The 24733-nt window shown below is 64.1% G+C and carries 20 protein-coding genes; 8 read left to right on the forward strand and 12 right to left on the reverse strand.

Going from position 1 to position 24733, the window contains the following annotated elements; translation table 11 throughout:
• The first annotated feature begins 35 nt into the window (after positions 1 to 35).
• Positions 36 to 953 carry a sterol desaturase family protein gene (locus JAB6_RS25560; RefSeq protein ID WP_070305435.1) on the forward strand — a complete coding sequence of 306 codons (918 nt, stop codon included), beginning with the start codon at positions 36 to 38 and terminating at the stop codon, positions 951 to 953.
• On the opposite strand, the gene JAB6_RS25565 is transcribed toward JAB6_RS25560, so the two are convergent.
• Positions 937 to 1656, reverse strand: coding sequence for a helix-turn-helix domain-containing protein (locus JAB6_RS25565; protein ID WP_051991402.1), 720 nt, complete (start codon positions 1654 to 1656; stop codon positions 937 to 939). The two genes, JAB6_RS25560 and JAB6_RS25565, sit on opposite strands and share 17 nt — an antisense overlap.
• Before the next feature lie 220 nt (positions 1657 to 1876).
• Here JAB6_RS25565 and JAB6_RS25570 point away from each other — a divergent pair, with 220 nt between their 5' ends.
• Positions 1877 to 4915 (forward strand): CHASE domain-containing protein, encoded by a 3039-nt coding sequence (locus tag JAB6_RS25570; protein ID WP_070305437.1) that lies wholly within the window; start codon positions 1877 to 1879, stop codon positions 4913 to 4915.
• On the opposite strand, the gene JAB6_RS25575 is transcribed toward JAB6_RS25570, so the two are convergent.
• Positions 4916 to 5290, reverse strand: a complete 375-nt coding sequence (locus JAB6_RS25575; RefSeq protein ID WP_051991406.1) for a hypothetical protein — start codon at positions 5288 to 5290, stop codon at positions 4916 to 4918.
• A 211-nt stretch (positions 5291 to 5501) separates the two neighbouring features.
• Between JAB6_RS25575 and JAB6_RS29155 the strand changes: the two genes are divergently transcribed.
• Positions 5502 to 5738 (forward strand): hypothetical protein, encoded by a 237-nt coding sequence (locus JAB6_RS29155; protein WP_072457088.1) that lies wholly within the window; start codon positions 5502 to 5504, stop codon positions 5736 to 5738.
• A gap of 121 nt (positions 5739 to 5859) precedes the next feature.
• A complete protein-coding gene (locus tag JAB6_RS25580) occupies positions 5860 to 6369 on the forward strand; it encodes a hypothetical protein (RefSeq protein ID WP_034753470.1) in 510 nt (169 codons plus the stop codon).
• 165 nt (positions 6370 to 6534) lie between these two features.
• Here the strand turns inward: JAB6_RS25580 and JAB6_RS25585 are convergent, their stop codons facing one another.
• The 5 genes from JAB6_RS25585 to JAB6_RS25605 form a co-directional block, all read right to left on the reverse strand.
• Positions 6535 to 9705, reverse strand: coding sequence for an efflux RND transporter permease subunit (locus JAB6_RS25585; protein ID WP_070305440.1), 3171 nt, complete (start codon positions 9703 to 9705; stop codon positions 6535 to 6537).
• 25 nt (positions 9706 to 9730) lie between these two features.
• On the reverse strand, positions 9731 to 10936 hold the full coding sequence (locus JAB6_RS25590; RefSeq protein WP_070305441.1) for an efflux RND transporter periplasmic adaptor subunit: 1206 nt from the start codon (positions 10934 to 10936) through the stop codon (positions 9731 to 9733).
• 12 nt (positions 10937 to 10948) lie between these two features.
• A complete protein-coding gene (locus JAB6_RS25595; RefSeq protein WP_070305443.1) occupies positions 10949 to 12181 on the reverse strand; it encodes a TolC family protein in 1233 nt (410 codons plus the stop codon).
• A gap of 91 nt (positions 12182 to 12272) precedes the next feature.
• Entirely contained in the window at positions 12273 to 12647 is a 375-nt protein-coding gene (czcI, locus tag JAB6_RS25600; RefSeq protein ID WP_070305445.1) for a cation efflux protein, CzcI family, read from the reverse strand.
• Positions 12648 to 12689: 42 nt separating this feature from the next.
• Positions 12690 to 14237 carry a C13 family peptidase gene (locus JAB6_RS25605; RefSeq protein WP_070305447.1) on the reverse strand — a complete coding sequence of 516 codons (1548 nt, stop codon included), beginning with the start codon at positions 14235 to 14237 and terminating at the stop codon, positions 12690 to 12692.
• A 185-nt stretch (positions 14238 to 14422) separates the two neighbouring features.
• On the opposite strand from JAB6_RS25605, the gene JAB6_RS25610 reads away from it, so the two are divergent.
• The gene (locus tag JAB6_RS25610; RefSeq protein ID WP_070305449.1) at positions 14423 to 16369 is read left to right on the forward strand and encodes a GAF domain-containing sensor histidine kinase; all 1947 of its coding nucleotides are present in this window, start codon (positions 14423 to 14425) and stop codon (positions 16367 to 16369) included.
• Positions 16370 to 16679: 310 nt separating this feature from the next.
• Here the strand turns inward: JAB6_RS25610 and JAB6_RS25615 are convergent, their stop codons facing one another.
• Positions 16680 to 18191 (reverse strand): DUF3369 domain-containing protein, encoded by a 1512-nt coding sequence (locus JAB6_RS25615; RefSeq protein ID WP_070305451.1) that lies wholly within the window; start codon positions 18189 to 18191, stop codon positions 16680 to 16682.
• Between the two features lie 437 nt (positions 18192 to 18628).
• Here JAB6_RS25615 and JAB6_RS25620 point away from each other — a divergent pair, with 437 nt between their 5' ends.
• Positions 18629 to 19132 carry a DUF3016 domain-containing protein gene (locus JAB6_RS25620; RefSeq protein ID WP_070305452.1) on the forward strand — a complete coding sequence of 168 codons (504 nt, stop codon included), beginning with the start codon at positions 18629 to 18631 and terminating at the stop codon, positions 19130 to 19132.
• 15 nt (positions 19133 to 19147) lie between these two features.
• Here JAB6_RS25620 and JAB6_RS25625 read toward each other — a convergent pair whose 3' ends face one another.
• The 3 genes from JAB6_RS25625 to JAB6_RS25635 form a co-directional block, all read right to left on the reverse strand.
• Complete coding sequence (locus tag JAB6_RS25625) at positions 19148 to 19933, reverse strand: ABC transporter substrate-binding protein (protein WP_070305454.1); 786 nt, start codon at positions 19931 to 19933, stop codon at positions 19148 to 19150.
• A gap of 60 nt (positions 19934 to 19993) precedes the next feature.
• Positions 19994 to 20437 carry a thioesterase family protein gene (locus JAB6_RS25630; RefSeq protein WP_034753479.1) on the reverse strand — a complete coding sequence of 148 codons (444 nt, stop codon included), beginning with the start codon at positions 20435 to 20437 and terminating at the stop codon, positions 19994 to 19996.
• Between the two features lie 156 nt (positions 20438 to 20593).
• Positions 20594 to 22045 (reverse strand): sorbosone dehydrogenase family protein, encoded by a 1452-nt coding sequence (locus tag JAB6_RS25635; protein WP_070305456.1) that lies wholly within the window; start codon positions 22043 to 22045, stop codon positions 20594 to 20596.
• 213 nt (positions 22046 to 22258) lie between these two features.
• Between JAB6_RS25635 and JAB6_RS25640 the strand changes: the two genes are divergently transcribed.
• Both JAB6_RS25640 and JAB6_RS25645 read left to right on the forward strand, forming a co-directional pair.
• Positions 22259 to 23365 (forward strand): S-(hydroxymethyl)glutathione dehydrogenase/class III alcohol dehydrogenase, encoded by a 1107-nt coding sequence (locus tag JAB6_RS25640; protein WP_035824324.1) that lies wholly within the window; start codon positions 22259 to 22261, stop codon positions 23363 to 23365.
• A 118-nt stretch (positions 23366 to 23483) separates the two neighbouring features.
• Positions 23484 to 23717, forward strand: a complete 234-nt coding sequence (locus JAB6_RS25645; RefSeq protein ID WP_034753482.1) for a hypothetical protein — start codon at positions 23484 to 23486, stop codon at positions 23715 to 23717.
• Positions 23718 to 23721: 4 nt separating this feature from the next.
• Here the strand turns inward: JAB6_RS25645 and JAB6_RS25650 are convergent, their stop codons facing one another.
• Positions 23722 to 24726 (reverse strand): GlxA family transcriptional regulator, encoded by a 1005-nt coding sequence (locus JAB6_RS25650; protein WP_070305458.1) that lies wholly within the window; start codon positions 24724 to 24726, stop codon positions 23722 to 23724.
• Positions 24727 to 24733: the final 7 nt, after the last annotated feature.

Raw genomic sequence — 24733 nt, forward strand, 5'->3', positions numbered from 1 at the left:
CCATGCTGTGGTTTTTGCCACAGGAGCGTCTTGCCATGAAATCCCTCTTTACCGCGCTGTACGGCCCCGTATTCTGGGCCGGCTTCATCGGCGCCGCCGCTTGCCTGATCGCGGCGTGCCACTATTCCCTGTGGGTCTTGCCGCCCTTGTTGCTGCTGGCCCTGCTCACTTCCTTTCTTGCCGAACGCTATGCGCCGTATGACGGCGCGTGGAACGACGGTCACGGCGACGGCTGGCGCGATACGCTGCATGCGCTCGTCAATGAAGCGCTCTACCTGCTGGGCCTGGCGGCTTTTCCCCTGCTGGCCGGGCACCTGGCGCTGGGGCCGTTCTGGCCGGGCCAGCTGCCGTTCTGGGCGCAGCTGCTGCTGGCGATCCTGATTGCCGACTGCGGCATCACGCTCGTGCACTACCTGAGCCACCGCTATTATTTTCTGTGGAAACTGCATGCCGTGCACCACAGCGTGCAGCGCATGTACGGTTTCAACGGCTGGATGAAACATCCGCTGCATCTGCTGCTCGAAGCGGCGGGTGGCATGCTGCCCTTGCTGCTGCTGGGCATACCGGAGAAGGTCATGGCCGTGCTGGCGTTTGCCGTGGCGATCCAGCTGTTGCTGCAGCACGCGAATGTCGACATGCGCATGGGGCCGCTGCGCCACGTGTTCGCCTGGGCGCCCTTGCACCGTTTTCACCACATGAAGTATGGCACGGCCGGCGACGTGAATTTCGGCCTGTTCTTTACGTGCTGGGACCGTCTGCTGGGCACGGCCTTCGACGCGCCCGGCTACCGCATGCGGGGTGAAGACCTGGGCATCGGCAGCCGTCCCGATTATCCCGTCGCTTATGGACCGCAGCTGCTGGAGCCGTTCCGCGCGGAAGAGGGCGTGCGCGCGCCCGAGTTGCCGGCCGGCTTGCGGCAGGCACTCAATCGTGCCGTCAATCGAGCAGCTTGACGTCGAGCTGGCGCAAGCTGCGGTCGGCGCGCACGCCGAACAGGCTGCGCATGGTGCGCGAAAAATGCGCGGCATCGGCAAAGCCGGCGCCGTGGGCCGCCTGCGTCAGGGTACTGCCGAGCAAGATGAAGCGGATGGCCAGGCGCAAGCGGCGCCACAGCACCAGGCGCCGCACAGGCAAGCCCAGCTGGGCGCTGAACAGGCGCTCCAGCTGGCTCAGCGACAAATGCGCGGCCTCGGCCACTTCCGCCGCGCTGACCTTGCCAGACAATAGCGCATCGACCTTGTCCAGCGCCCGCAGCAGGCGGGGATCGGGCAAGCGCTCGCGCGGCTGCGCGTGCAGCGCGGCGGCCAGGCTGTCGAGACTGGGTACGCCGGCGCTGGCGGCCGCCGCCAGCAGGGCCGCGCCGCCCAGGCGCTGCGGTTCCGCATAGATGGTCAGCATGGGGGCCGGCGCGGCGATGATGGCGTGCGGGCGCAGGCTGTCGACCAGCAAGTGCCGCGCCGTGTGGATGATGCCGTCGAGCTCGGCGGTGAAGGGCGCTCCCGTGCTCAGCATCAGCTGGTGCGCATAATGGGCGTGGCTGTCCGTGGCGCCCGCTGCGCCATGCAAGATGGCAAAGTCCGGCGCCAGCCAGAGTGTTCCCTGCCAGCTATCTTGCTGCAAACGCGGCTCCTCGGTAATGGATTGCGGGGCGATCATACCAGTGTCGGGCGATGGTTTTCATGGCATCGAATTTTCCTGGAGTACACATCATTGCGTTCACGAAATATGTGCTCTTTTTAATACAATATTCAGCATTGCAAGGGCGCCCGCTGTAACGTACTATCATTCTCATCGACTACCGATGGTAGTTGTACAGCCCGCTGCCAGCCATGTTGCTGGCCGTGAAATGGTTTGATGTCCGTCCTGTCAGCCTGTCATGTCTACACGCGCGTCTTCGTCGTGGTTTGCCAAGCCAGTGTCGCACTGGGTGGGACCGCGCGCGTTGGCCGCGCTGGTGCTGGCGCTGTGCCTGGGGTTGACGTATGGCGCCTGGCGCAATGCCCATGATGCCAGCGAACAGCAGGTGCAGGCCGATTTCGATTTCCGCGTGCGCGAACTGGTGGGCAACATCGCCGGCCGCATGCAGACCTATATCCAGGTGCTGCACGGGGTGCAGGGACTGTATGCCAGTTCGCAGGAAGTCACGCGCCGCGAATTCCATGCCTATCTGTCGGTGCAGCAGGTGGACCGTCACTTTCCTGGCATCCACGGCATCGGCTACCTGCCGCTGTTGCCCGGCGCCGCCTTGGCGCGGCACGAGGCCAGCGTGCGCGCGGAAGGCTATCCCGGCTATGCCGTGCGTCCGCACGGCCAGCGCGCCTGGCATGCGCCCATCACCTATCTGGAACCTTTAAGCGACAGCAACCTGCTGGCCTTCGGCTATGACCTCTGGTCCGAACCCGTGCGCCGCGCCGCGCTCGAGCAGGCACGCGATACGGGGCGGGCCGCCATGACGGGCAAGATTCACCTGGTGCAAGACAGCGGCAGCGCCCAGGCGCATGGCTTCCTCGTCGTGCTGCCCGTGTATGACAACGGCATGCTGCATGCGAGCGTGGAACAGCGGCGCGCCGCCTTGCGCGCCTGGGTGTTTGCGCCGTTCCGCATGGGCGACCTGATGGCGGGCGTGGGCGGCGAGGCGGCGCGCCAGCTGGACCTGGAAATCTATGACGGCGCGCAACTGGCCGAGGCGACCCTGATGTACGACAGCTTGCCGGGCGGCTTTTCCTCTGCCGCGTCGGACAGCCTCGTGTCGCGGCAAGTCATCACCATCGCGGGCCGCCCCTGGACCTTGCGCGTGCGCGCCATGCCGGGCTTCGATGGCGAGCTGCTGGCGCGGCCCCGTCTGGTGGCCTGGACCGGTTTGCTGGCCAGCATCGTGCTGGCGCTGGCGGCGTGGCTGCTGGCGGCGGGCCGTGCCCGCGCCCAGGCGGCGCTGGCGCGCTCGAGCGAGCTGACCGGCCAGCTGGAGCAGGGGCAGGCGAGCGTGCTGGCGATGGCCGAGGCTGCGCAGCGCAGCCAGGCCATGCTGCGCAGCATCCTCGATTCGACCATCGACGGCATTCTGGTCGACAATATCAACGGCCGCATCTTCACGTCGAACCGGCGTTTCCGCGACCTGTGGCAAGTGCCCGACGCGCTCGACTGGCAAGCCGATGGCACGGCGCTCGTGCGCCATGTGGAAAGCCAGCTCGAGCAGGCGGCACCTTTCCTCGGGGCACGCGCCCACGCGCCGCACGGCCACCGCGAGCGGCGCGACGTGCTGCACCTGCGCGATGGACGGGTGGTCGAGCAATACGTGCGCAGCATGCAGCTGGGCAATGAGCAGGCGCGTTTGTGGACCTTCCGCGATATCAGCGAGCGCAGCCAGATGGAACGGCGCGAGCACACGCGGCGGCAAGTGCTGGAAATGCTGGCCACGGGCGCGCCGCTGGAACGGGTGCTGGAAAGCGTGGTGCTGAGCGTGCAAGCCGACCATCCCGCCATGCTGTGCAGCATCTTGCTGCTCGACGAAAGCCGCCACCGCCTGGTGCTGGGCGCGGCGCCGAGCCTGCCCGCGTTTTTCAACCTGTCCAGCCATGGCCACGACCTCGACACCCTGCAGGGCGTGCACGGCATCGCCGCGCAAGCCGTGCGCGACGGCCAGCGCGTGATCGTCGGCGATCTGCATGCCGTTGCGCAGGAAACGATGGAACTGGCGTGCCGGGCCCAGCTGCAATCGTGCTGGGCCGAGCCCGTGCGTGGCGGCTCGGGCAAGCTGCTCGGTGTGCTGATGGCGTATCACCGCCAGCCGACCTTGCCGGGCGCGGCGCATCTGGCGCGGCTGAGCGAGGCGGCGCACCTGGCCGGCATGGCCATCGAGCAGGCGCAGGTGGCGCTGGCCCTGCGCGCCGGCGAAGCGCGTTTCCGCAGCCTGTACGACCATGCGCCCGTGGCCTTGTGGGAACAGGACTGGTCGGCTGTGCGCGCCGCGCTCGATGCTATCGAGCAAGCGGGCGTGCGCGACCTGGGCGCCCACTTCCAGGCCAATCCGGATGTGCTGCGGCGGCTGGCGGGGCTGGTGCGCATCATCGATGCGAACGGCGCCGCGCTGGCGCAGGTGCGCGCCAACGAGGAAGACCAGCGCCGCGGGGCGCTGGGCCTGGCACAGAATTTCGACGACAGCGCCTTGCCCCGTTTCGGCGATGCGCTGCTGGCGCTGGCTGGCGGCGCCCACCTGTACGAGTGCGAGAGCAGCTTCGTGCGTCTCGATGGCGCGGCGCGGCAAAATGAATTGAGCTTGCTGGTGATGCCTGGCCATGCGGACAGCCTCGATTTCGTCATGGTGTCTTCGCTCGACATCACCGAGCGCAAGCGCATGAACGCGGAACTGCTGCAGCTGGCCACTACGGATTTCCTGACCGGCTTGCCGAACCGGCGCCACTTCATGGCGTCGCTGGAAAACGAGCATGCCCGCTTGCAGCGCGAGCTGGCCAGCTGCGCCAGCGTGCTGATGCTCGACATCGATCACTTCAAGCGCGTCAACGACGAGTATGGCCATGCCGTGGGCGACGCCGTGCTGCGCCACCTGGGCGCGCTGATGTGCCAGGCGCTGCGCAAGGTCGACGTGCCGGGCCGCGTGGGCGGCGAGGAATTTGCCATCTTGTTGCCGGGCACGGATCTGAGCGCCGCCGCCGTGTTTGCCGAACGGCTGCGCCGGCGCGTGGCGGAAAGTTCGCTGACCATCGATGGCGGCACGGTGATCACCATCACGGTGAGCATCGGCATGGCTGCCATGGCCGGTACCGATGCCGATTGCGACGCCGTGCTGGCGCGCGCCGACGAGGCGCTGTACCGGGCCAAGCGGGGCGGGCGCAACCGCATCGAACAGAACGATGGCGGCGGCGACGGCGTGCTCAGCAAATTCATGGCGCAGTGATTACAGGCTGTGCTGACGCGCTTGCGTCTGCTTGCGGTTGCGGCTGACGATCAGCCAGACGATGGCGACGGGTATCAGCAGCGGCAGCAGCACGGGCGTGCTCAGCGCGAGCGCCAGCACGACGCACAGGGCCACGGCGGCGATCAGCACTACGCTCACGCCGGCCAGCACCACGCCCGCCACGATGGCGGCGCACACCACCGCAATGGCGGCGATCAGCAAGCCGCCGCCGGCAAACACGAGGCCGAACAGCCACTCGAGCGGACCGTCGACATCGTCGCCGTTGAACTGCATGTGCATGTCGCTGCCGCCGACCTTGTCGAGGAACAGGCAGGCGAGCATGACGATGAGGACGAAGGTGAGCAGTTTTTTCATGGTAAGCCTCGCAGTGTGGGTGATCGGGTATTGCATGGTCACACTGTAGGGGCGCGCCCGGTTTGCCGCCAGCGGCGTGCGACAGGCCGTCATTTTCACGGTATGGAAGGCGCTGGAGGCCAGAAAACGCTGATCTGGAACAAGATTTCTTTTCTTGTAATGTACGCAAGCCGTCCTATACTGAATACCTCACTCTCGCAAGGAGGGCAACATGCTTTTGTTTGCAGATACCGGGGATCAATCGCTATCCCCCCCTGACCATCGAATCACGCGCCAGCGTAGCGCCACGCAGTCCTGCGCCGAGCCCGTCGGTGCGCCATCGGCGATACCGCCGATCATCATCAATCCCTTTAATTACCATGCGCCGCTGCCGGCCATCGACCCGCGCTGGGTGCCGCCGGGCCCGCCGCTGACCTGGCCCAACCGGCCTGCCATGTCCATGTGCTGACAGTCGCGTGGGAAGATGCCGGACGGAAGTGTTGAACGTTCACCCGTGCCGCCGGGAACGCGGCACGGGCGGGCGTTTTCGACTATCATGCTAGCCCCGACCTTCCATCACGAGCACCGCCATGAGTACCGATTTCCCCGACTTTTCCGACGAAGCAGCCGAGCAGGACAATGATGCCCCGATCCAGGAGCCGCGCCTGTGGGTGGGCAATGGCTGGACGGCGAGGGTGATCAAGAACGAGGAAGATGAAGGCTGGGCCGTGGCCATGATCAAGGATGGCGAACCGGAGCCGGCGCTGGTGGGCCCGTGGACCATGGGCCGCGACAAGAAAAACCCGAAACCGCTCGACGTCAACGCCTTCAATACCCTGGTCAAGACGGCGTCGGAAGTGCTGCGCCGCCACGAGCAGCAGCTGCATGCGCAATTGCACAAGAACCTGTTCGTCGCCACGGACGAGGGGCAAGTCAAGGTGATGTTCGACATCGTCCCCGACGAAGACCACCCGTACGCGGAACTGAGCGCCTACGACGCCGACGGCGAACAGATCGCCAAGGTGCGCACCTCGGCCGCGTTCAAGTTCAATGCGACGTCCGCCGCGAACTGGATCGAGGGCGGCTACCGCCGTCCGTAATCCAACGCCACCACCGGCGTCAACAATGTGTCGGATTACGCGCTTGCGCGCTAATCCGACCTACCTCTTGCGGCATGCGCCAGCCGATACAGCAGCGGCAGGCGTAGGTCGGATTAGGCCTGAAAGGCCGTAATCCGACGCCACCAGCGCCAACAATGTGTCGGATTACGCGTGCCCTTCGGCCACGCTAATCCGACCTACCTCCTCTTCTTTCCTGCGATACGCGAGCCTGTACAACAGCGGCAGTACCAGCAAGGTCAACGCTGTCGACGACAGGATGCCGCCGATCACCACGGTGGCCAGCGGACGCTGCACTTCGGCGCCCGTGCCCGTGGCGATCGCCATCGGCACGAAACCGAGCGACGCCACCAGCGCTGTCATCAAGACGGGCCGCAAGCGGGTGATTGCGCCTTCCCGTATGGCATCGTGCAAGGGCATGCCCTGTTCGCGCAACTGGCGGATGTAGGCGATCATCACGAGGCCGTTCAGCACGGCCACGCCGGACAGGGCGATGAAGCCGACAGCGGCCGAGATCGACATAGGGATGTCGCGCAGCCACAGGGCGACGATGCCGCCTGTCAAGGCGAACGGGATGCCGCTGAACACCAGCAAACCATCCTTCAGATTGCCGAACATGGCGAACAGCAAGACGAAGACGAGGGCCAGCGCCACGGGCACCACCAGCTCCAGGCGTTTCGTCGCCGACTGCAGCTGCTCGAACTGGCCGCCCCAGCTGGTCCAGTAGCCGGCGGGAATGGCCACTTGCGCTTGCAGCTGCTGCGTGGCGTCGGCGACAAACGACCCAATATCGCGTCCGCGCACATTCGCGCTGATGACGATGCGGCGCTTGCCGTCTTCGCGGCTGATCTGGTTCGGTCCCGGCGCCACTTGCAGGCTGGCCACTTCACCGAGCGGAATGAAGCGGGCACGGCCTTCCGCCGACGCGCCCAGGGGCAGGGCGATGGGCAAGCGTTTCAGCTGCTCGAGGTCGCTGCGCAGGCTGTCGGGCAGGCGTACGACGATGTCGAAGCGGCGGTCGCCCTGGAACAGGGTGCCGGCCTCTTGCCCGCCAATGGCCGTGGCAATCGCCGCTTGCACGTCCGCTATGTTGAGGCCGTAGCGGGCCGTCTGCTCGCGGTCGATCTGCACCGTCAGCATCGGTAACCCCGTCGTCTGCTCGACCTTCACTTCCGTCGCGCCGGGAATCTTGCCCAGTACGCCGGCGATCTTCGCGGCTGTGCCGTCGAGGACAAGCATGTCGTCGCCGAACAGTTTAACGGCCACGTCGCTGCGCACGCCGGAAATCAGTTCATTGAAGCGCAGCTGGATCGGCTGCGAAAACTCGTAGTTATTGCCCGGTAAACTGGTGGCCGTCGCTTCGATTTCCGCCAGCAACTGCTCGCGCGGTTTCTTCGGTTCCGGCCACTGGTCGCGGGGCTTGAGCATGATGTAGCCATCGGAAATATTCGGCGGCATGGGGTCGGACGCGATCTCGGCCGTCCCCGTGCGGGCGAACACGCGCGCGATTTCCTTGTGGTTTGCCATGAGCTTGCTTTCCAGCTGCTGCTGCATGGCCAGCGATTGCGTCAAGCTGGTGCCGGGGATGCGCAGGGCCTGGATGGCGATGTCGCCCTCGTTCAGGCTGGGTACGAATTCGCTGCCCATGCGCGTGGCCAGCAAGCCCGACAGCACGACGGCCATGGCCGCGCCCGTCAGTACGACGGGCGTGTTGCGCATCACCTTGTCCAGCAGCGGCGCATACCAGCGCTTGGCGGCGCGCATGATGGCGTTTTCCTTTTCCGCCACCTTGTCGCCGATGAACAGCGCCACGGCGGCCGGAATGAAGGTGATCGACAGCAGCATGGCGCCTAGCAGGGCGATGACGACCGTCAGCGCCATCGGCGTAAACATGCGGCCTTCCACGCCCGTCAGCGCGAAGATGGGCAGGTACACGACCATGATGATCAGCTGGCCGTACAGCAGGGGACGGCGGGCCTCTTGCGATGCGGCAAACACTTCGTGAAAACGCTCCTGCAAGGTCAACGGCCGTCCCAGTTTCTGCTGCGCGTGGGCCAGGCGGCGCACGCAGTTTTCCACGATCACCACGGCGCCATCGATGATGATGCCGAAGTCGAGCGCGCCCAAACTCATCAGGTTGGCGCTCACGTGGTATTGCACCATGCCCGTAAACGTGAACAGCATGGCCAGCGGAATCACCATGGCCGTGATGACGGCCGCGCGGATATTGCCGAGGAACAGGAACAAAATGGCGATCACCAATACCGCGCCTTCGAGCAGGTTTTTCTTTACCGTATTGATGGCCTTGTCGACGAGGACCGTGCGGTCATACACGGTGACGGCGTGCACGCCTTTGGGCAGGCTGCGGTTGATCTCCACCATCTTCTTGTCGACGGCTTGCGAGACGGCGCGGCTGTTCTGCCCGATCAGCATGAAGACGGTGCCGAGCACCACTTCGCGGCCGTTTTCCGTGGCCGCGCCCGTGCGCAGCTCGCGCCCCAGCACCACGTCGGCCACGTCGCGGATGCGGATCGCCACGCCTTGCACATTGGCGACGACGATGTTGCCGATGTCGCTTTTGGATGCCACCTGGCCCGGCGCGCGTATCAGCAGCTGCTCGCCCTGTTTTTCGATATACCCGGCGCCCACGTTGCTGTTGTTGCGCTCGAGCGCCGTCACCACGTCTTGCAGGCTGATGCCGTAGGCGGCCAGTTTTTCAGGGTAGGGCGCCACCTGGTATTGCTTGGCGTAGCCGCCGATGGCATTGATTTCCGTCACGCCCGTGACGTTGCGCAACTGCGGCTTGATGATCCAGTCCTGGATTTCGCGCAAGTCCGTCGGCGTGTACGGCGTGCCGTCCGGCTTTTTCGCGCCGTCCTGCGTTTCCACCGTCCACAGGTAGATTTCGCCGAGGCCCGTGGAGACGGGGCCCATCTTGGGCGTGATGCCGGACGGCAGGCTTTCCCTGGCTTCCTGCAAGCGCTCGTTGATCATCTGGCGCGCGAAATAAATGTCCGTGCCATCCTTGAAGATCACGGTCACTTGCGACAGGCCATAGCGTGACAGCGAGCGCGTCTGTTCCAGATTCGGCAAGCCGGCCATGGCCGTCTCGATGGGGAAGGTCACGCGCTGCTCGGTTTCCAACGGCGAATAGCCGGCGGACTGGGTATTGATTTGCACCTGCACATTGGTGATGTCGGGCACGGCGTCGATGGGCAGCTTTTGATAGCTGTAGATGCCGAGGCCAGCCATGGCGGCGACGGCCAGCATCACCAGCCAGCGCTGGTCGATGGCGAAGCGGATCAAGCGTTCAAACATGATGGTTTCCTTTAGTTTGACGTGATCAGTGTTCGTGGCCGGCGGAGTCTTTGCCCAGCTCGGACTTCAGAACAAAACTGCCTTGCGCCGCGTACGGCGTGCCGGCTGCCAGGCCCTGCTTGATGTGCGTCAATGTGCCATCGCTGCGGCCCAGCACCACGGGCGTGGCCTGGTAGCCGTCTTTCACCTGCACGAAGACGACGGGCTTGTCTTCCACCGTCTGGATGGCCGTGCTGTGCACGGTGACGGGCGCGTCCGCTTCGCCGGACACCACTTCCACCGTGACGAACAGACCCGGGCGCCAGGCCATGTCGGGGTTTTGCAAGCTGATGCGTGCCTTGGCCGTGCGCGTCTGCTCGCCCAGCAGCGCGCCCACGTAGGTGATCGTGCCTTGCGCGCTGGCGTCAAACGCGGACGCTTTCACCTCCGCCTTGCCTCCCATGCGCACGGTGGCCAGGTCTTTCGCCGGCACGGCGATTTCCGCCCACACGGTCGACAGGTCGGAAATGACGAAGATGTTCGCGTCTTCCTTGACGGCCTCGCCCAGGGTGATATGTTTTTCCAGCACCATGCCGTCGAACGGCGCGCGGATCTCATAGCGGTTCAGCGGACCTTTGCTGGTACTCGTGGCGCCCAGCGCGCTGAGCTTTTGCTGCGCGTTCTGCACGGCGATTTCCGCTTCGCGCCACGCCTGCTGCGCCTGCAGATAATCCTGTTCGGCTGAAATTTTCTCGCGCCACAGTTTTTCCTCGCGCTCATACGTGGAGCGGGCCAGCGACAAGCGCCGCTGCGCCGACAGCAGCGCGCTGCGCTGTTCCGACAATTCCGTGCTGGCGATGACGGCCAGCACTTGTCCCTTCTTGACAAGCTGGCCCAGGTCCGCCTGCACCGTTTCGACCACGCCGGCCAGGCGCGGCACGACGTGGGCCGTGCGGTCTTCATTGAACCGGATTTCACCGGGCAGGGCGACCGTCGTCTTGATGCGGCCGGGCGCGGCCGTGGCGATGACGACGCCGGCGGCCTTGCTTTGCGCCGCCGTCAATTCCAGCTTGCCTTCCACTTCTTCGTGGCCGTGTTCGTCTTTCTTTTCAGCATGTGCTTCCGCCTTGACGGCAAGGGCCGGCGGGGCGCTGGATTTCCCCGTGCCGAGGATGAGGATGGCCAGCACGACGCCGGCGGCCGCGATGGAAGCCATGGCGACCGCCTGTTTTTTGTTGAGTGTGATGTTCATGGATGGTGTTCCTTACAGGGGAGCTGGTGTACCCAGCAGGCGTTCGATGTCGGCGGCGGCGTGTTGCGCTTCCGTCAGCGCGCGCAGGTATTGGTTTTTGGCTTGCAGCAAGGTGCGCTGGGCATCGAGCACGTCGAGGAAGGCGAACTTGCCGAACTCGAAACCTTTGCTGGCCGCGTCGTAGGCGCTTTGGGCGCCGGGCAAGATGTCCTGGCGCAAGCTTTCCACGTCGAGCCGGGCCGTGGCCAGGCGTTCGGTGGCGGCGGCCACGTCCGTTTGCACGGCGATGCGGGCGGCGGCCAGCTCGTCGCTGGCCTTGTCGCTGCGGCGCAGGGCGTCGAGCTTGTTGCCCGCATTGCGGTCGAACAGTGGCAGCGGCAGGGCCAGGCCGATGATGGCCTGGTTGCGGCCCAGCTCTTCCGAGCGCTTCATGCCGATGCTGACCGTGACGTCGGGCGTGGCGCGCCGCTGTTCCACGTCGAGCATGGCTTGCCGCTGGGCCAGCGCGCTTTGCGCCTGGCGCACAGCCGGGGCTTGCTCCAGGCGCGCCGCCAGTTCGCTGGCCGGTGGCAGTTCGGGCAAGGTTTCCAGCCGTCCCTCGGCGACGCTGAAGCGCGGCGTGGCGTTGCCCCACAGGGCGGCCAGGCGCTTGCGGGCGCTGGCCAGGGTGCTGCGGGCCAGGTTCAGCTCCAGCCGCACGCTCGCTTCGGCGACCCTGGCGCGGGTTTCCTCGACGGGCGAGGCCTTGCCGGCCGTTACCCTGCGCGCCGTGATGTCGCTGGCGCGCGCGGCCAGGGCCTGTGCGCTGTCGGCCAGGCGCAAGCCTTCCTGCGCGGCCAGCACGTCGACAAAGGCACTCGTGACGGCGGCGCGCGTGTCGGCTTGCTGCATTGACAGGCCCGCTTGCGCCAGGTCTGCGCCGCGCTGGGCAACGGCGGCGCGCGCCCCGCGTTTGCCGCCCAGTTCGATGAGCTGGTTCAGTTGCACCGTGGTGCTGCGCGTGGCGCGCCGCGTGTCTTCCAGCACGGTTTGCAGTTCCGGATTGGGCAGGGCGCGTGCCTGCTGCAGGGCGCCGCCCTGCGCCGCCAGTTCGTGGCGGGCGGCGGACAGGGTGGCGTTGCCGCCCTTGGCCAGAGCCAGCGCGGCGGGCAGGGTCAGGGGGCCGGCAGGCTCCTGTGGAGCTTGTGCATGGGCAAAGTTGCCGGCCAGCAGGCCAGCGGATAGCAAGAAAATGAATCGGTACATCGAATTCTCCAAAAGCATGGAAAAGAATTCGACGGGACGCGCAGGCCTGCGCCTGACTTACTGCGATAAGTGATTGAAACGTCCCGTCGGCCTAGATGGCCGACGACCAGTCAGGGCGCTTGGGAGCGTCCGGGATGTGGGAAGCGTAAAAGAAGGGGGAGGTGTCCGCGTTGACGGACGCCGTGTCGCCGATGGGCAGGCTGGAGCCGGCTGGCAGCCACGCGTGGCCAATGCCATGGCAGACGTTGCAGTCGCTGTGCGGCTGGCCTTTTTTCTGCTGGTCCGCCACTTTTTTGTCGCCGGCGGGCTGCTTGTCCGCATCGGACTCGGCCTTGTGCTGGTGGCTGTGGTGGCCCAGGTGCTGCGCCGCCTTGCCTTCCTCATGCAGGCAATACGCGCTCGCCGCGGCCCAGGACATCTGGAGCGGAAGCACGAACAGCAGAAAAATGAGGAAGAATCGGCGCATGGTGACGGCTATTGTACAGAAAGAAAGAAGGCCGTGCCCATGTCAGCGCGGCTGGGTGCGCCACGCCTTCAGCTGCGCGGCGATGGCCTTGCCCTGGAACAGCTGCGGCTCGGAATGCTCTTCCGCTTCCATGCCGCCTTCGTTAAAGTCGGCCGCTTCGCGCGCCTGCACCAGCACTTTGGCCTTGTCGAACGCTTCCGCAAAGCCAGCGCTCTTCGGCAAGGCTTCCTTGAAATACGCTTCGCTGAAATACGTAAAATCGTTCTGGTCGTCGCAGCCGAACGAGGTGCGGTCGCTGCGCGCGGCCGTGATGATGAGGGTATTGTCATCTTTTAAGGGCGCAATGAAGCCGTCCGCATAGCAGGCCGAGATCACGATGACTTTCCAGCGGATGCCGCTGTGCTTGAGCATGGACGCCAGCTCCTGCGCGGGCAGGCTGTGCAAGTCCATGCCGTTTTGCGCCAGCGCCAGTTCGTGCTCGGGCGAGCCGTGGCTGGTGAGAAACAGAAACAGGATGTCGTTGGCCTTGTCCATCTTCGCGCCCAGCGCGTCGAGGCTGGCCGCGATGCTGGTGCGCGTGGCCATCGGCTGCTGGGCCACCGTGTTGCGGCTGTTGACCAGCATCAAGGAGCGGCCCACGGTACCGTAATCGCGGTCGAACTGGCGCTGCACGAAGGCCGTTTCGCGGTGGAACACTTCCTGCGCGCCATCGCCGGCCACGCCCAGCAAATACAGATTGATCTTTTTCGCCGTGTCGCGCGGTGCGATGCGGGCCAGGGCGCCGTCGAGCAGGCTGCGCTGGTTGTACAGCGCCAGCTCGATATTGTCGCGCGTGAGCTTGTCCAGGGCCGGGTCGTCCAGCTGGCCTTCCGTCCAGTTGCCGCTGTCTTCGCGCCGGCCGTCCGCTTGCGCCACGGCGTAGCGCAGCACGCCCTTGCCGTCGAACTGGCCATTCTTGAAGCCGCCCCGGTATTCGTCGCCGTCGGCCGTGCGCAGCACGCCTTCACCTTCGAATTTCCAGTCTTTCAGCTCGCCTTCGTAGTGGATGCCGTCGCTGGTGGTGACCTCGGCCTTGCCCTGCACCTGGCCCTGGACGAAGTCGCCCTCGAAGACGGTGCCGTCCGTGTCGGTCAGTTTGCCGGCGCCGTGCGGGCGCCAGTGCCTGAAATGGCCTTCGAAGGTGGCGCCATCGGCGCCCTGGAAGCGGCCTTGTCCCTCGAAGCTGCCTTTGACGAAGCTGCCCGCATAAATCTCGCCCTTGGGCGAAGTGTAGCGGCCGATGCCATCGAAGGCGCCCTGGCGGAAGGCGCCCGTGTATTCGACGCCGGACGCCTGGCGCAGCTTGCCCTGGCCGGAAAACACCCCGCGCGCGAAACCGCCTTCGTAGAATGCGCCGCTCGCATACTCGAGCCGGCCCTGGCCATGCATCTTGCCCGCGACGAGGGGGCCGAAATAGCGTCCGCCATCGGCCGTTTCCGCCGCCGGCGCCTTGGCTGGCGCGGCGCACAGCGGCGGCATGCCCAGCGCGGCAAAGGCCAGCAGGCCGGCGAGGGTATAGGGACGAAGCGAGGCGCGTAGCGTGGCGGTCATGAGGACAGTCTGGTCTGTAGGAAGGGGCCTAGTCTGCCACTGTATTGCCAGCGTGGCAAATGTGCGCGTGGCGTGCGTTGCGCTGCCTCAAGGCAAGATTCTCCGTTTTATGCCGTGCCAAGGCCGGGCTGAACTGATAATATTGATTTTCAGAACATATACTTGCACAAGGTACATAGTCACCCATGGAAAGCCGCCTCAGCCGTCTGGAAGCCGTTCAAACCGTGTTGCTGGAGATCGGGCAGCGCTCGAGCACCTGCAGCGATATCAGCGAATTCCTGCAGGCGGTGCATGCGGCGCTGGGACGCATCATGTATGCGGCGAACTTTTACGTGGCGCTCAGCGACCATGACGACGGCCTCGTGCGCTTTCCGTATTTTGTCGATGAATTCGACGCCGCGCCCGACCCGGACGAGGGCGTGCGCCTGGCCAGCGCCGCGCAGTCGCCCACGGCGTGGGTCATCGTCAACCGCAAGCAGCTGGTGATGACGGCCGACGACGACGCCATGCGCGCCATCGGCGGCGGCGCCTGGGGCGGCGGCACGGCTGCCGAGCACTGGATCGGCTGTCCGCTGCTGGACCAGCAGCACCAGGTGCTGGGCGCCATCGTCATCCAGAGCTATGACGCGCAGCACCGCTTCAGCCTGGAAGACCAGGCCCTGTTCGCGCTGATCGCCACCCACGTGTCGAGCGCCCTGCAAGGCATGCAAAGTATGGACCGGCTGGAAAAGGCGGTGCAGGAGCGCACGGCCCTGCTGGCGCACGAGGTGGCCGAGCGGCGCCGCGCGGAAAACCTCCAGCATGCGCTGTATGAAATCGCCAACCTGTCGGCGCAGGCGGCCGACGCGACGACCCTGTATGCGCGCCTGCACGCCATCATCAGCGAGCTGGTGACGGCCAAGAATTTCCTGATCGCCCTGTACCACCCGGACAACAAGGACATCACGATCCCGTATTTCGTCGACGAGAAGGATGCGCAGGCGCCCGTGAAACGCTTTCATTACGGCATCGGCATGAGTTCGTACGTGCTGGCGCGGCGCAAGGCTTGCCTGCTCGATGCCAGCAGCTATGCGGCGCTGGTGGCCAGCGGCGAGATGGACGAGCCGCTGGGCAATGTCGGCATCGCCAGCTGGATGGGCGCGCCCATGCTGCTGGGCGAGCGCAAATATGGCGTGATCATCGTGCAAAGCTACGACGAATCCGTCGTGTATGGCCAGGCGGAACTGGATGTGCTGGCCTTCATGGCCAGCCACGTGGCCGTGGCGATGGCCCGTATCCAGGCCGACAGCGCCATGCGCCAGGCCAAGGAAGCGCTGGAAGAACAGAACGCGGCCCTGAACAGCGCCCTGAGCGCCTTGCAGGAAGCGCAGTCGGAACTGGTGCGCCAGGAAAAGCTGGCATCGCTGGGGCGCCTGGTGGCGGGCGTGGCGCATGAAATCAATACGCCGCTGGGCATCTGTGTGACGGCCACCAGCCACCTGGTGCAGGAATTGAAACTCACGCGCGAAGACCTGGAAGGCGGCCAGCTCGATGAAGACGGCTTGCGGCAATTCTTCGACATCATCGACCAGACCCTGCGCATCATGACGACGAACACGCAGCGCGCCGCGGCGCTGGTGCGCAGCTTCAAGCAGGTGGCCGTGGACCAGTCGTCGGACGAATTGCGCAGCTTTAACTTGCGCAAATACCTCGATGAAGTCCTGCTGTCCCTGCAGCCCAAACTCAAGGGCAAGCCGATCAAGGTGGAGATCGACTGCGCGCCCGAGGTGCAGCTGCGCAGCTATCCGGGCGCCGTCTCGCAGATCGTCACGAACATGGTGGTCAATTCACTGGTGCACGGCTTTGCCGAAGGCGAACCGGGCAAGATCAAGCTGTCCGCCAGGACGGCGGGCGACATGCTGGAACTTGACTACAGCGACGATGGCATGGGCATGGACAGCGCCACTCTGGCACAGCTGTTCGACCCCTTTTTCACGACGAAGCGGGGCTCGGGCGGCAGCGGACTCGGCGCGCATATCCTGTACAACCTGGTGACGGGACCGCTGGGAGGGACGGTGAAGGTGGTTAGTGCGCCGGGCATGGGATTGCATTACAAGATACGCTTCCCATTAGAACCACGTAGGTCGGATTAGCGCTTGCGCGTAATCCGACGCCGGCGGCCAAAAACGGCGGGCCGGAGACGCGGGCCTGAGAAAATACCGATGGCGGCGTTGCAGCTCCTTGCCGTACATGCGTACTGTCTGCGTCGCTGCGCCTTGCCCTCGACATTTTTCAGGCCCGCTTGGCCCGGAACGCCCATGTTGGGGGCTTGGGCCGAAGCGTATTTTTCTGGCGTGCGTATCGATTCGGGGGGCACTTGGCTCTTTGATGAACCGCATAATCTGGCGCCGTCGGCGGCGCCAACAATGTTGTCGGATTACGCGCAAGCGCTAATCCGACCTACTAGTCGGGGAAACGCTTGTTCAGTGCCAGCGCTTCATCCAGATTCGCAATCAACAACTCCACATACTGCGGATCGAGGTGGCTGCCGCTCACTTCGCGCAGGTAGCTGACCACGCGCTCCAGGGGCCAGGCGTCCTTGTAGCAGCGCTTGTGCATGAGGGCGTCGAAGACGTCGGCGACGGCGGCGATGCGTGCATATTTGTGAATGTTTTCGCCGACGAGACCTTGCGGGTAGCCGCTGCCGTCGAATTTTTCATGGTGCTGGTGGGCGATCACGGCGGCCGCCTTCAGCAGCGGGCGCTGCGAGCCGTCGAGGATGGACATGCCTACCGTCGGATGCTGCTTCATGATTTCCCATTCGGCCGCATCGAGCTTGCCCGGTTTGAGCAGCACGGCGTCGGGGGTGGAAATCTTGCCGATGTCGTGCATGGGCGCCGCGTGGCGCAGCACCATGGTTTCCTCTTCCGACATGCCGGACGCCTGCGCCAGCAGCTGGCACACTTCGGCCATGCGGCGCACGTGGTTGCCGCCTTCGTGCGAGCGCGATTCGACCACGTCGCCCAGGCGCAGGATCAGCTCGGCCTGGGTATCGGTGATTTCCTGCGTCAGCAGGATGTTGTCGAAGGCGATGGCCACGCCCGAGCAGAATACTTCCAGCAATTGCGCGTCGAGATCGGAGATTTCTTCCACACCTTTGAGTACCAGCAAGGACGCCTTGCCGCTGCTGTTCGGGAAATAGCCGACATAGGTGTCGCCATGCAGGCGCGAAATCTTGTTGCTCTTGGCGTCGTCCAGCTGCGACAGCAGGGACGGGCTGAGGATGCCGCCATCGGCTTCATGGTCGCCGATCTGCGCGAGGATTTCATAGTCTTGCTCGCCCGTGATGGCGCTGGCGCCGCGCAGGCGTAGCAGCATGCTCGTTTCCAGGCGCAGCAGGGCGACGACTTGCTGCAGCAGGCCGCTGGCGAAGTCGCGCAGGTTGCGCTGCTTGAAGATGTGCGCCGAGGCGGCGATGACGCGCTCAAGGCCTTCGCGGTAATGGAGCTGGGCCTGGCGCGCTTCTTCCACCTTCATGATGTCGCGGTAGGCGCGCAGGGCGGCAAAGGTGGTGGTGAACAGCTTGGTGCGGTCCAGTTCCGTCTTTTCCTTGTAGTCATTGATGTCGTAGTTGACGATCACCCGTTCTTCCGGCGCCTGTCCCGGCTGTCCCGTGCGCAGCACGATGCGCGTAAACTGGTTGCCCAGGTCTTCGCGCATCCAGCGCGCCACTTCCAGGCCGCTATCTTCGCGTTCCATCACCACGTCGAGGAAGACGAGCGCGATGCCTTCTTCGCGCGCCAGCACCTGCTTGGCTTCGGCGCCGCTGTACGCGTGCACGAAGCTCAGCGCGCGGCCTTCGAGGCGGAAACGGCTCAGCGTCAGTTTGGTGATGTCGTGGATGTCGGGTTCATCATCGACGAGCAGGACTTTCCAGGGAGGTAACTTGGGCGATGCTGAAGACAAAAATGACATAAGGGCAAGTTCCGCTAAAAGGCATAACTGACGCAATGCTGAGACGCCCGCGCCAGGAATTCCTGTGCGCCATGACCGGCGTTGCGCGTTTTTCGGGCGCATTTTGTCGATTGTAGACTGACAGCTAAGTATTAACAATAAGCAAGAACAATTGACTAAAATCATGCAACACACGTGCTAAAAAAGCACTTTAAATCCGTGCTGCCGACACTATCTATACTTTATCGCTTAGGCAACTATATTTTCAAGACAATACTTTGTTTTAATTAATATTGCTAATGAATCTGCAAAAAAGTGGCGGCCGGTCTTGTCAGAGTTGCCGTAGGAAAAGGTAACAAGGTATGAATTTCGCTTTGAACGGCGGCGCATGGGGGTATAGTGAATCGGATAAAAAGTGGCTCATGCGCCACCCATATTTTTCCTGAAAGGATTACATCATGAAAAAGAAGACAACGCGCGCCCTGATCGCCGGCCTGGCCTTGCTGGCCAGCAGCGCGGCCTGGGCAGGAACCGAAGTGCATTTCAGCAAACCGGATCAATTCACGGATGTGCCGTTCGACCCGCACGAACGGGAAGACGTACTGAAGGAGCTGACCCGGCATTTCGAGAAGCTGGGTACGGCGCTGCCGCCCGGGCGGACCTTGAAAATCGACGTCACGGATGTGGACCTGGCGGGACGTGAAAATCCTTCCCTGCGTGCCGGCCATGATATCCGCGTCATGAATGGCCGGGTCGACTGGCCGCGCATGCGCCTGCAGTATGTGCTGGAACAGGATGGCAAGGTCATCAGCAGCGGCAATGCGGCCCTGTCCGATATGTCATACCTGAGCCGCATCAATCCTTACTTCAGCAATGAAAAGTTGCGCTATGAAAAGCTGATGATCGATGACTGGTTTTCCGATACCTTTGGCGTCAAGGTGAAGCGCCACGCGCGCAAGTAGTGAGCAAGTAGTAAATCAGCGCAGGTAAGCGCCTTCGATGCGCGCCAGCTCGCCGTTCTGCCGCATGGCGAGCAGGGCGGCATTCATCCTCTCGATGAAATCGGCCTTGTAGGCGGGCGTGTTGCGCGCGCTGTAGGCGATGTAGGTGGCTTCGGACGACAATTCCAGCACTTCGCGCAATTGAAAGCCGTAGCCGGCCAGTTCCTCTTGAAGCTGGCGCGCCGTGTGGCGTGCCGCGCCGCGGTCGCTGGCGTAGCAATCGATGCGTCGCAGGGCCAGTTTCTTCAGGTTCGCTTCATTCCCCTTGGCCGCTTCCAGGCGCAGCAGCCCCTGGCGGGCTGGCGCCATCAACTTTTCCGACAGCAAAAAACCCGTGTTGACGCCGATGGTCAGGCCCGCAAAGTCGGACGGGAAGTGCGTGCGCGGCGTGCGCATGATGGCGTCATGGCAAAACAGCACCACCGATTCGCGGTGCAGCACGGCCGAATATGGTTGCACGTACGAGCGTTCCGTCTTGCGTCCGGGCGGAAACAGGCCGAAAACCTGGCCTTTTTCCAGCGCGTCGAGCCCCCGTTTCCAGGGGCGCGGCTGCAATTCCAGCCGGTAGCCGGGCATCGTGCCCGCCGCCTGGCGCAGGATGTCGATATACATGCCCTTGAAGACACCGTTTTCCACATAGCTGTACGGCGCGTAGTCATCGTCGCCGTACAGCGTGACGGTTCGCGGCGCGGCCAGGGCGCATGGCAAGACGCCCAGCAACGCCAGGGCCAGGCACAGTCTTGCCGTTATTGCTGATTGCATGCCGCTCCAGAATTAATTATCTTCCTGGCAAGGATACAGCATGGCGGCATCGAGCTGCTGTCAATCGATCCAGTTCACCTGCGGGAACTTGCTGCCGAACTCTTCCGGCATGGGCACGACCTGGCTGCGCTTGTAGTTGAAGAAGACAAAGCCGGACTTTGCCATCGCGATCAGGGTGTTGTCGCGCGGGCGCGTGATGCGGAAGGTGATGTCGCCGCCATACTTGTTGAAATCCATGACGCCCACTTCGAACAGCAGCTGGTCGCGCGCATGGGCTTCGGCGCGGTAGGTGGTGGCCAGGTCGGTGACGATGATGCCGGTGCCGTCCGCTTCGATGTCGCGCACGCCATATTCGAACAGGAAGCGGGCGCGCGCCTCGGAAATCATGGAAATCATGGAATCGTTGCCGAGATGGTTGCCGGCATTGATGTCCGTCGTGCGTACCGTCAGTTGCGAGGAATAGCAGTACTGGTCTTCGGGAAATTCAAGTTTCAAACGGGCCATGGTGTTCTCTTGGGCTGGTGCGCAGGGCGCGGCGGAAAAACCAATTTTAGCCGGTTCCCCGCGCCCCGTCGAAAAACGCGGCCTCAGGCGTGCGTCGCCATGACTGCTTGCACATGCTCATTGGCCCACCTCATTGGCCCATCTTTTTGCGTACGCTTATTTACGTACAATCTTGTACACCTTGCCCGTGCCGCTCAGCATGTACAGCTCGTTTTGCGCATTCTGGCCGAACGACAGGATGTTGCCCACATTCGTGATGCCCCAGTCTTTTACGGCCGATGCCGTGCCATTGCTGTAGCTGAAACTCTTCAGCCAGGCGCTGCAGTAATCCGAATACAGGTATTGCCCCGCCAGTTCCGGCAAGGCCGTGCCCCGGTACACATAGCCGCCCGTGATCGAACAGCCGTTGGCTGCATTGTTGCCGTATTCGATGGCAGGTAGAACCAGCCCCGCCTGGTTGCAACTGGTGCTGTTGTAGCACTGCGTGCCTTCCATGATGTTCCAGCCATAGTTGTTGCCCGCCTGGCCCACGGGACGCACGTCGACTTCTTCCAGGTTGGCCTGGCCCACATCGGCGATATACAGCAACTGGGCTGGCAGGTCGAAGGCGTAGCGCCACGGGTTGCGCAAGCCGTAGGCCCAGATTTCAGGGCGCCCGCCTGCTGTGGCAAACGGGTTGCCGGGCGGAATGGCGTACGGCTGGGCGGCGCTGCTGGCGCTGACGTCCAGGCGCAGCAGCTTGCCCAGCAGGACATTCGTGTTTTGCGCGTTGCGTGGCGGGTCGCCCGCGCCGCCGCCATCGCCCGTGCCCGCATACAGATAGCCGTCCGGCCCAAAGCTGAGCAGGCCGCCATAATGGTTGCTGAACGTGGGGTGGGGGATCGTCAGGATGGTCAGCGCTGACAGGGGATCGGCCATGTTGGCGTTGCCGGCCGACACCTGCCGGCGCTCGATGACGATATCGCCAGCCAGGTTGGTGTAATACAGGAAGAAATAGCCATTGCTGGCGTATTGCGGATGGAAGGCCATCGACAGCAAACCCCGCTCGCCGCTGGTGGTGGTGAGCGTACTGATGTCGAGGAAGGGCGTGGCCAGCAGAGTGCCGTTCTGCACTACGCGGATGCGGCCGGCCCGTTCGAGGATGAACAAACGGCTGTCGCCGGGCGGCGCCGTAAGGAAGATGGGCACGCTCAAGCCGCTGGCCACCTCCTGCAGGCCCAGGGTCAGCGTCGTGGCCGCCGCATACAGGACGCTGGCGCTGGCCGTCGCCCCCGCATTGACTTGCACCTGCTGCGTGACGGGCGTGGGCGCCAGCGGTCCCGTGCCTTGCGTCACGCTGGCGGCGTTGAGCGTATAGGCGCCGGGCGCCAGATCCGTGAGCGTGGCGCTCGCCGTCAATGTCTTGCTGTAGGACGCAGGTCCCGTCACCGTGACGGCACCGGCCACGCCGGCCGGCAAGCCGCCGATGCTGACCGTCAGGCTGCCGGTGGTGGGGCCAGGCGCGGGATCGTCGTCGCCACCGCCGCCACAGCCGGCCAGCAGGGCCAAACAGCATGCCAGCAGCAGGGCCAGCCAAGGCCGGGGAAAGCGGGAAAGGATATGGCGCATGTCGGTCTCCTGCGGGAACGGCGCAACGGCGGCTCAATCGGGGAGCCTGTGCCAAGAATGCGCGTCTTTGTGCCTGTAGGTTTGCGTTGGCGCAAACGTGCGGCGCCATCGGACAAATGCGCCGCGTTTTCAGACAAGCGCGTGGCCAGCCGCGCCATCGCGCCCGCCGGCGCCCGATAATGGCGCATCTGAAACCGAGCAGGAATGACACACATGAAAACCAAAGCCGCGATTGCCTGGAAGGCGGGCGCCCCGCTGACCATCGAAGAAGTCGACCTGGCCGGCCCGCGCGCCGGCGAAGTGCTGGTCGAACTGAAAGCCACGGGCATTTGCCATACCGATTACTACACCTTGTCCGGCGCCGATCCGGAAGGCATCTTCCCTGCCATCCTCGGCCATGAAGGCGCCGGCGTCGTCGTCGACGTGGGCCCGGGCGTGACGACCCTGAAAAAGGACGACCACGTCATCCCGCTGTACACGCCGGAATGCCGCCAGTGCAAGTTCTGCCTGTCGCAAAAGACGAATCTGTGCCAGGCCATCCGTTCCACGCAAGGCCGCGGTCTGATGCCGGACGCGACCAGCCGCTTCTCGCTCAATGGCCAGCCCCTGTTCCATTACATGGGCACGTCCACGTTCTCGAACTACATCGTCGTGCCGGAAATCGCCTTGGCGAAGATCCGCGAAGACGCGCCGTTCGACAAGGTGTGCTACATCGGCTGCGGCGTGACGACGGGCGTGGGCGCCGTCTTGTTCTCTGCCAAGGTGGAAGCGGGTGCCAACGTGGCCGTGTTCGGCCTGGGCGGCATCGGCCTGAACGTGATCCAGGCGGCGAAAATGGTCGGTGCCGACAAGATCATCGGTATCGACATCAACCCGGCGCGCCAGGCCATCGCGCGCAAGTTCGGCATGACGCATTTCATCAACCCGAACGAAGTGGAAAACGTCGTCGACGCCATCGTGCAGCTGACGGACGGCGGCGCCGATTATTCGTTCGAATGCGTGGGCAACACGACCTTGATGCGCCAGGCGCTCGAGTGCACGCACAAGGGCTGGGGAAAATCGTTCATCATCGGCGTGGCGGCGGCGGGCCAGGAAATTTCCACCCGTCCATTCCAGCTGGTAACGGGGCGCGAATGGCGCGGTTCGGCCTTCGGCGGCGCGCGGGGACGCACGGACGTGCCGAAGATCGTCGACTGGTATATGGAAGGCAAGCTCAATATCGACGACCTGATCACGCACCGTTTGCCGCTCGAACGCATCAATGAGGGCTTCGACCTGATGAAGAGCGGCGAATCGATCCGTTCCGTCGTGTTGTATTAATTTTATTTGACTGTACTCATTGCGCAACACTTGACGGACGGGGCAGGACGGCACGCTGTACTTCGCCGTCTGCCCCTGCTAGTGTGAAGACATCACCGCCTTGCTTTGGGAGCCGTTCATGTTTGCCACTGCCTATCTCGCGACCTTGCGCCGCATGCTGCCCGTCTTCCTCGGCGCGGCCCTGTCTTCCCTGCTGGCCTTGTGGTGGAGCAATGCCGCCAGCCTTGCCACGCCCGCCATCTGGCTGGCGCTGCTGGCGACGTATCTGCTGTGCGCACTCCTGTTTACACCGCTGGCCCTGCAGAGCCGCCAGCTGGCCACGCGCCACGTGCGTCACGGCAAGCCGCGCTGACCTGCTAGCGCGCCGTGCTGGAAAAGCGCTCGCGATAGTCGCGCGGCGTGATGGCGAGTTTCTTTTGGAATAGGCGGCGCAGCCTGTCCTCGCTATGCAAGCCCGCCTGCACGGCCACCTGTTTTAAGGAAGATACATTGTCTTCCAGCAAACGGCGCGCCACTTCGAAGCGGGCCGTGTCGATGAATTCCGTGGGGCTGGTCCCCGTTTCGCGCTGGAACACGCGCGTAAAATTGCGTTCGCTCATGGCTAGCCTGGCCGCCAGCAGCGGCACGGTGAGTTCTTCGGCAAGATGCTCCATGATCCAGCCCTGCAACTGGCGGATGGTCGGATGCGTCGTCATCTGGCTCGACAGGTGCACGGAAAACTGCGACTGGCCGCCGGGCCGCTTCAAATACACGACCAGGTCACGCGCCACTTCCAGCGCGATATCGCGGCTGAAATCGTCTTCCACCAGGGCCAGCGCCAGGTCGATGCCGGCCGTCACGCCGGCCGACGTCCAGAATTTCCCTTCCCGCACGAAAATCGCATCGGCATTGACCTGTATCAATGGATAGCGCTGGCGCAGGCTGTCCACGGCGCTCCAGTGCGTGGCGGCGCTTTTGCCGTCGAGCACACCGGCTTCGGCCAGGAAAAAGCAGCCCGTACACAGGGCCGCCAGGGTATCGATGCGCGGCGCCGCTTCGGCCACCCAGGCGGCGAGCGCGGGGATGTCCTGCAAGACTTGCTCGACGTGATGGCAGCCGACGATGACGGCCAGGTCGGGCAGGCGGCTGGCGTCGAGCGCCTTGCTCGCGTGCAGCGACATCAGCGTGTCCGATTCGACCGAGCCGATGGCCGTCGAGGCGATGCGCACGTCGTAACCTCCGGGCAGCTTGCGCAGGCGCAAATGGGTGTTGGCGTAATCAAACACCTTCATGGCGCCGATGGCTTCGAGCGCCTTGAAGCCGGGATAGACGATGATGTCGACTGTGCGCAGGGGAAATTCTTTGGGGCTTTGCTTGATCATGCGATAT

It is taken from the genome of Janthinobacterium sp. HH104 (assembly GCF_001758715.1).
GTDB lineage: Bacteria > Pseudomonadota > Gammaproteobacteria > Burkholderiales > Burkholderiaceae_D > Janthinobacterium > Janthinobacterium aestuarii.

Excerpts from the sequence above, each read along its gene's own strand:
- JAB6_RS25650 (WP_070305458.1), bottom strand. The coding sequence starts at position 24,726 with ATGATCAAGCAAAGCCCCAAAGAATTTCCCCTGCGCACAGTCGACATC.
- JAB6_RS25640 (WP_035824324.1), top strand. The coding sequence starts at position 22,259 with ATGAAAACCAAAGCCGCGATTGCCTGGAAGGCGGGCGCCCCGCTGACC.
- JAB6_RS25595 (WP_070305443.1), bottom strand. The coding sequence starts at position 12,181 with ATGTACCGATTCATTTTCTTGCTATCCGCTGGCCTGCTGGCCGGCAAC.
- JAB6_RS25565 (WP_051991402.1), bottom strand. The coding sequence starts at position 1,656 with ATGATCGCCCCGCAATCCATTACCGAGGAGCCGCGTTTGCAGCAAGAT.
- JAB6_RS25570 (WP_070305437.1), top strand. The coding sequence starts at position 1,877 with ATGTCTACACGCGCGTCTTCGTCGTGGTTTGCCAAGCCAGTGTCGCAC.
- JAB6_RS25560 (WP_070305435.1), top strand. The coding sequence starts at position 36 with ATGAAATCCCTCTTTACCGCGCTGTACGGCCCCGTATTCTGGGCCGGC.
- JAB6_RS25590 (WP_070305441.1), bottom strand. The coding sequence starts at position 10,936 with ATGAACATCACACTCAACAAAAAACAGGCGGTCGCCATGGCTTCCATC.
- JAB6_RS25575 (WP_051991406.1), bottom strand. The coding sequence starts at position 5,290 with ATGAAAAAACTGCTCACCTTCGTCCTCATCGTCATGCTCGCCTGCCTG.
- JAB6_RS25605 (WP_070305447.1), bottom strand. The coding sequence starts at position 14,237 with ATGACCGCCACGCTACGCGCCTCGCTTCGTCCCTATACCCTCGCCGGC.
- JAB6_RS25645 (WP_034753482.1), top strand. The coding sequence starts at position 23,484 with ATGTTTGCCACTGCCTATCTCGCGACCTTGCGCCGCATGCTGCCCGTC.
- czcI (WP_070305445.1), bottom strand. The coding sequence starts at position 12,647 with ATGCGCCGATTCTTCCTCATTTTTCTGCTGTTCGTGCTTCCGCTCCAG.
- JAB6_RS25615 (WP_070305451.1), bottom strand. The coding sequence starts at position 18,191 with ATGTCATTTTTGTCTTCAGCATCGCCCAAGTTACCTCCCTGGAAAGTC.
- JAB6_RS25620 (WP_070305452.1), top strand. The coding sequence starts at position 18,629 with ATGAAAAAGAAGACAACGCGCGCCCTGATCGCCGGCCTGGCCTTGCTG.
- JAB6_RS25610 (WP_070305449.1), top strand. The coding sequence starts at position 14,423 with ATGGAAAGCCGCCTCAGCCGTCTGGAAGCCGTTCAAACCGTGTTGCTG.
- JAB6_RS29155 (WP_072457088.1), top strand. The coding sequence starts at position 5,502 with ATGCTTTTGTTTGCAGATACCGGGGATCAATCGCTATCCCCCCCTGAC.
- JAB6_RS25630 (WP_034753479.1), bottom strand. The coding sequence starts at position 20,437 with ATGGCCCGTTTGAAACTTGAATTTCCCGAAGACCAGTACTGCTATTCC.
- JAB6_RS25635 (WP_070305456.1), bottom strand. The coding sequence starts at position 22,045 with ATGCGCCATATCCTTTCCCGCTTTCCCCGGCCTTGGCTGGCCCTGCTG.
- JAB6_RS25580 (WP_034753470.1), top strand. The coding sequence starts at position 5,860 with ATGAGTACCGATTTCCCCGACTTTTCCGACGAAGCAGCCGAGCAGGAC.
- JAB6_RS25585 (WP_070305440.1), bottom strand. The coding sequence starts at position 9,705 with ATGTTTGAACGCTTGATCCGCTTCGCCATCGACCAGCGCTGGCTGGTG.
- JAB6_RS25625 (WP_070305454.1), bottom strand. The coding sequence starts at position 19,933 with ATGCAATCAGCAATAACGGCAAGACTGTGCCTGGCCCTGGCGTTGCTG.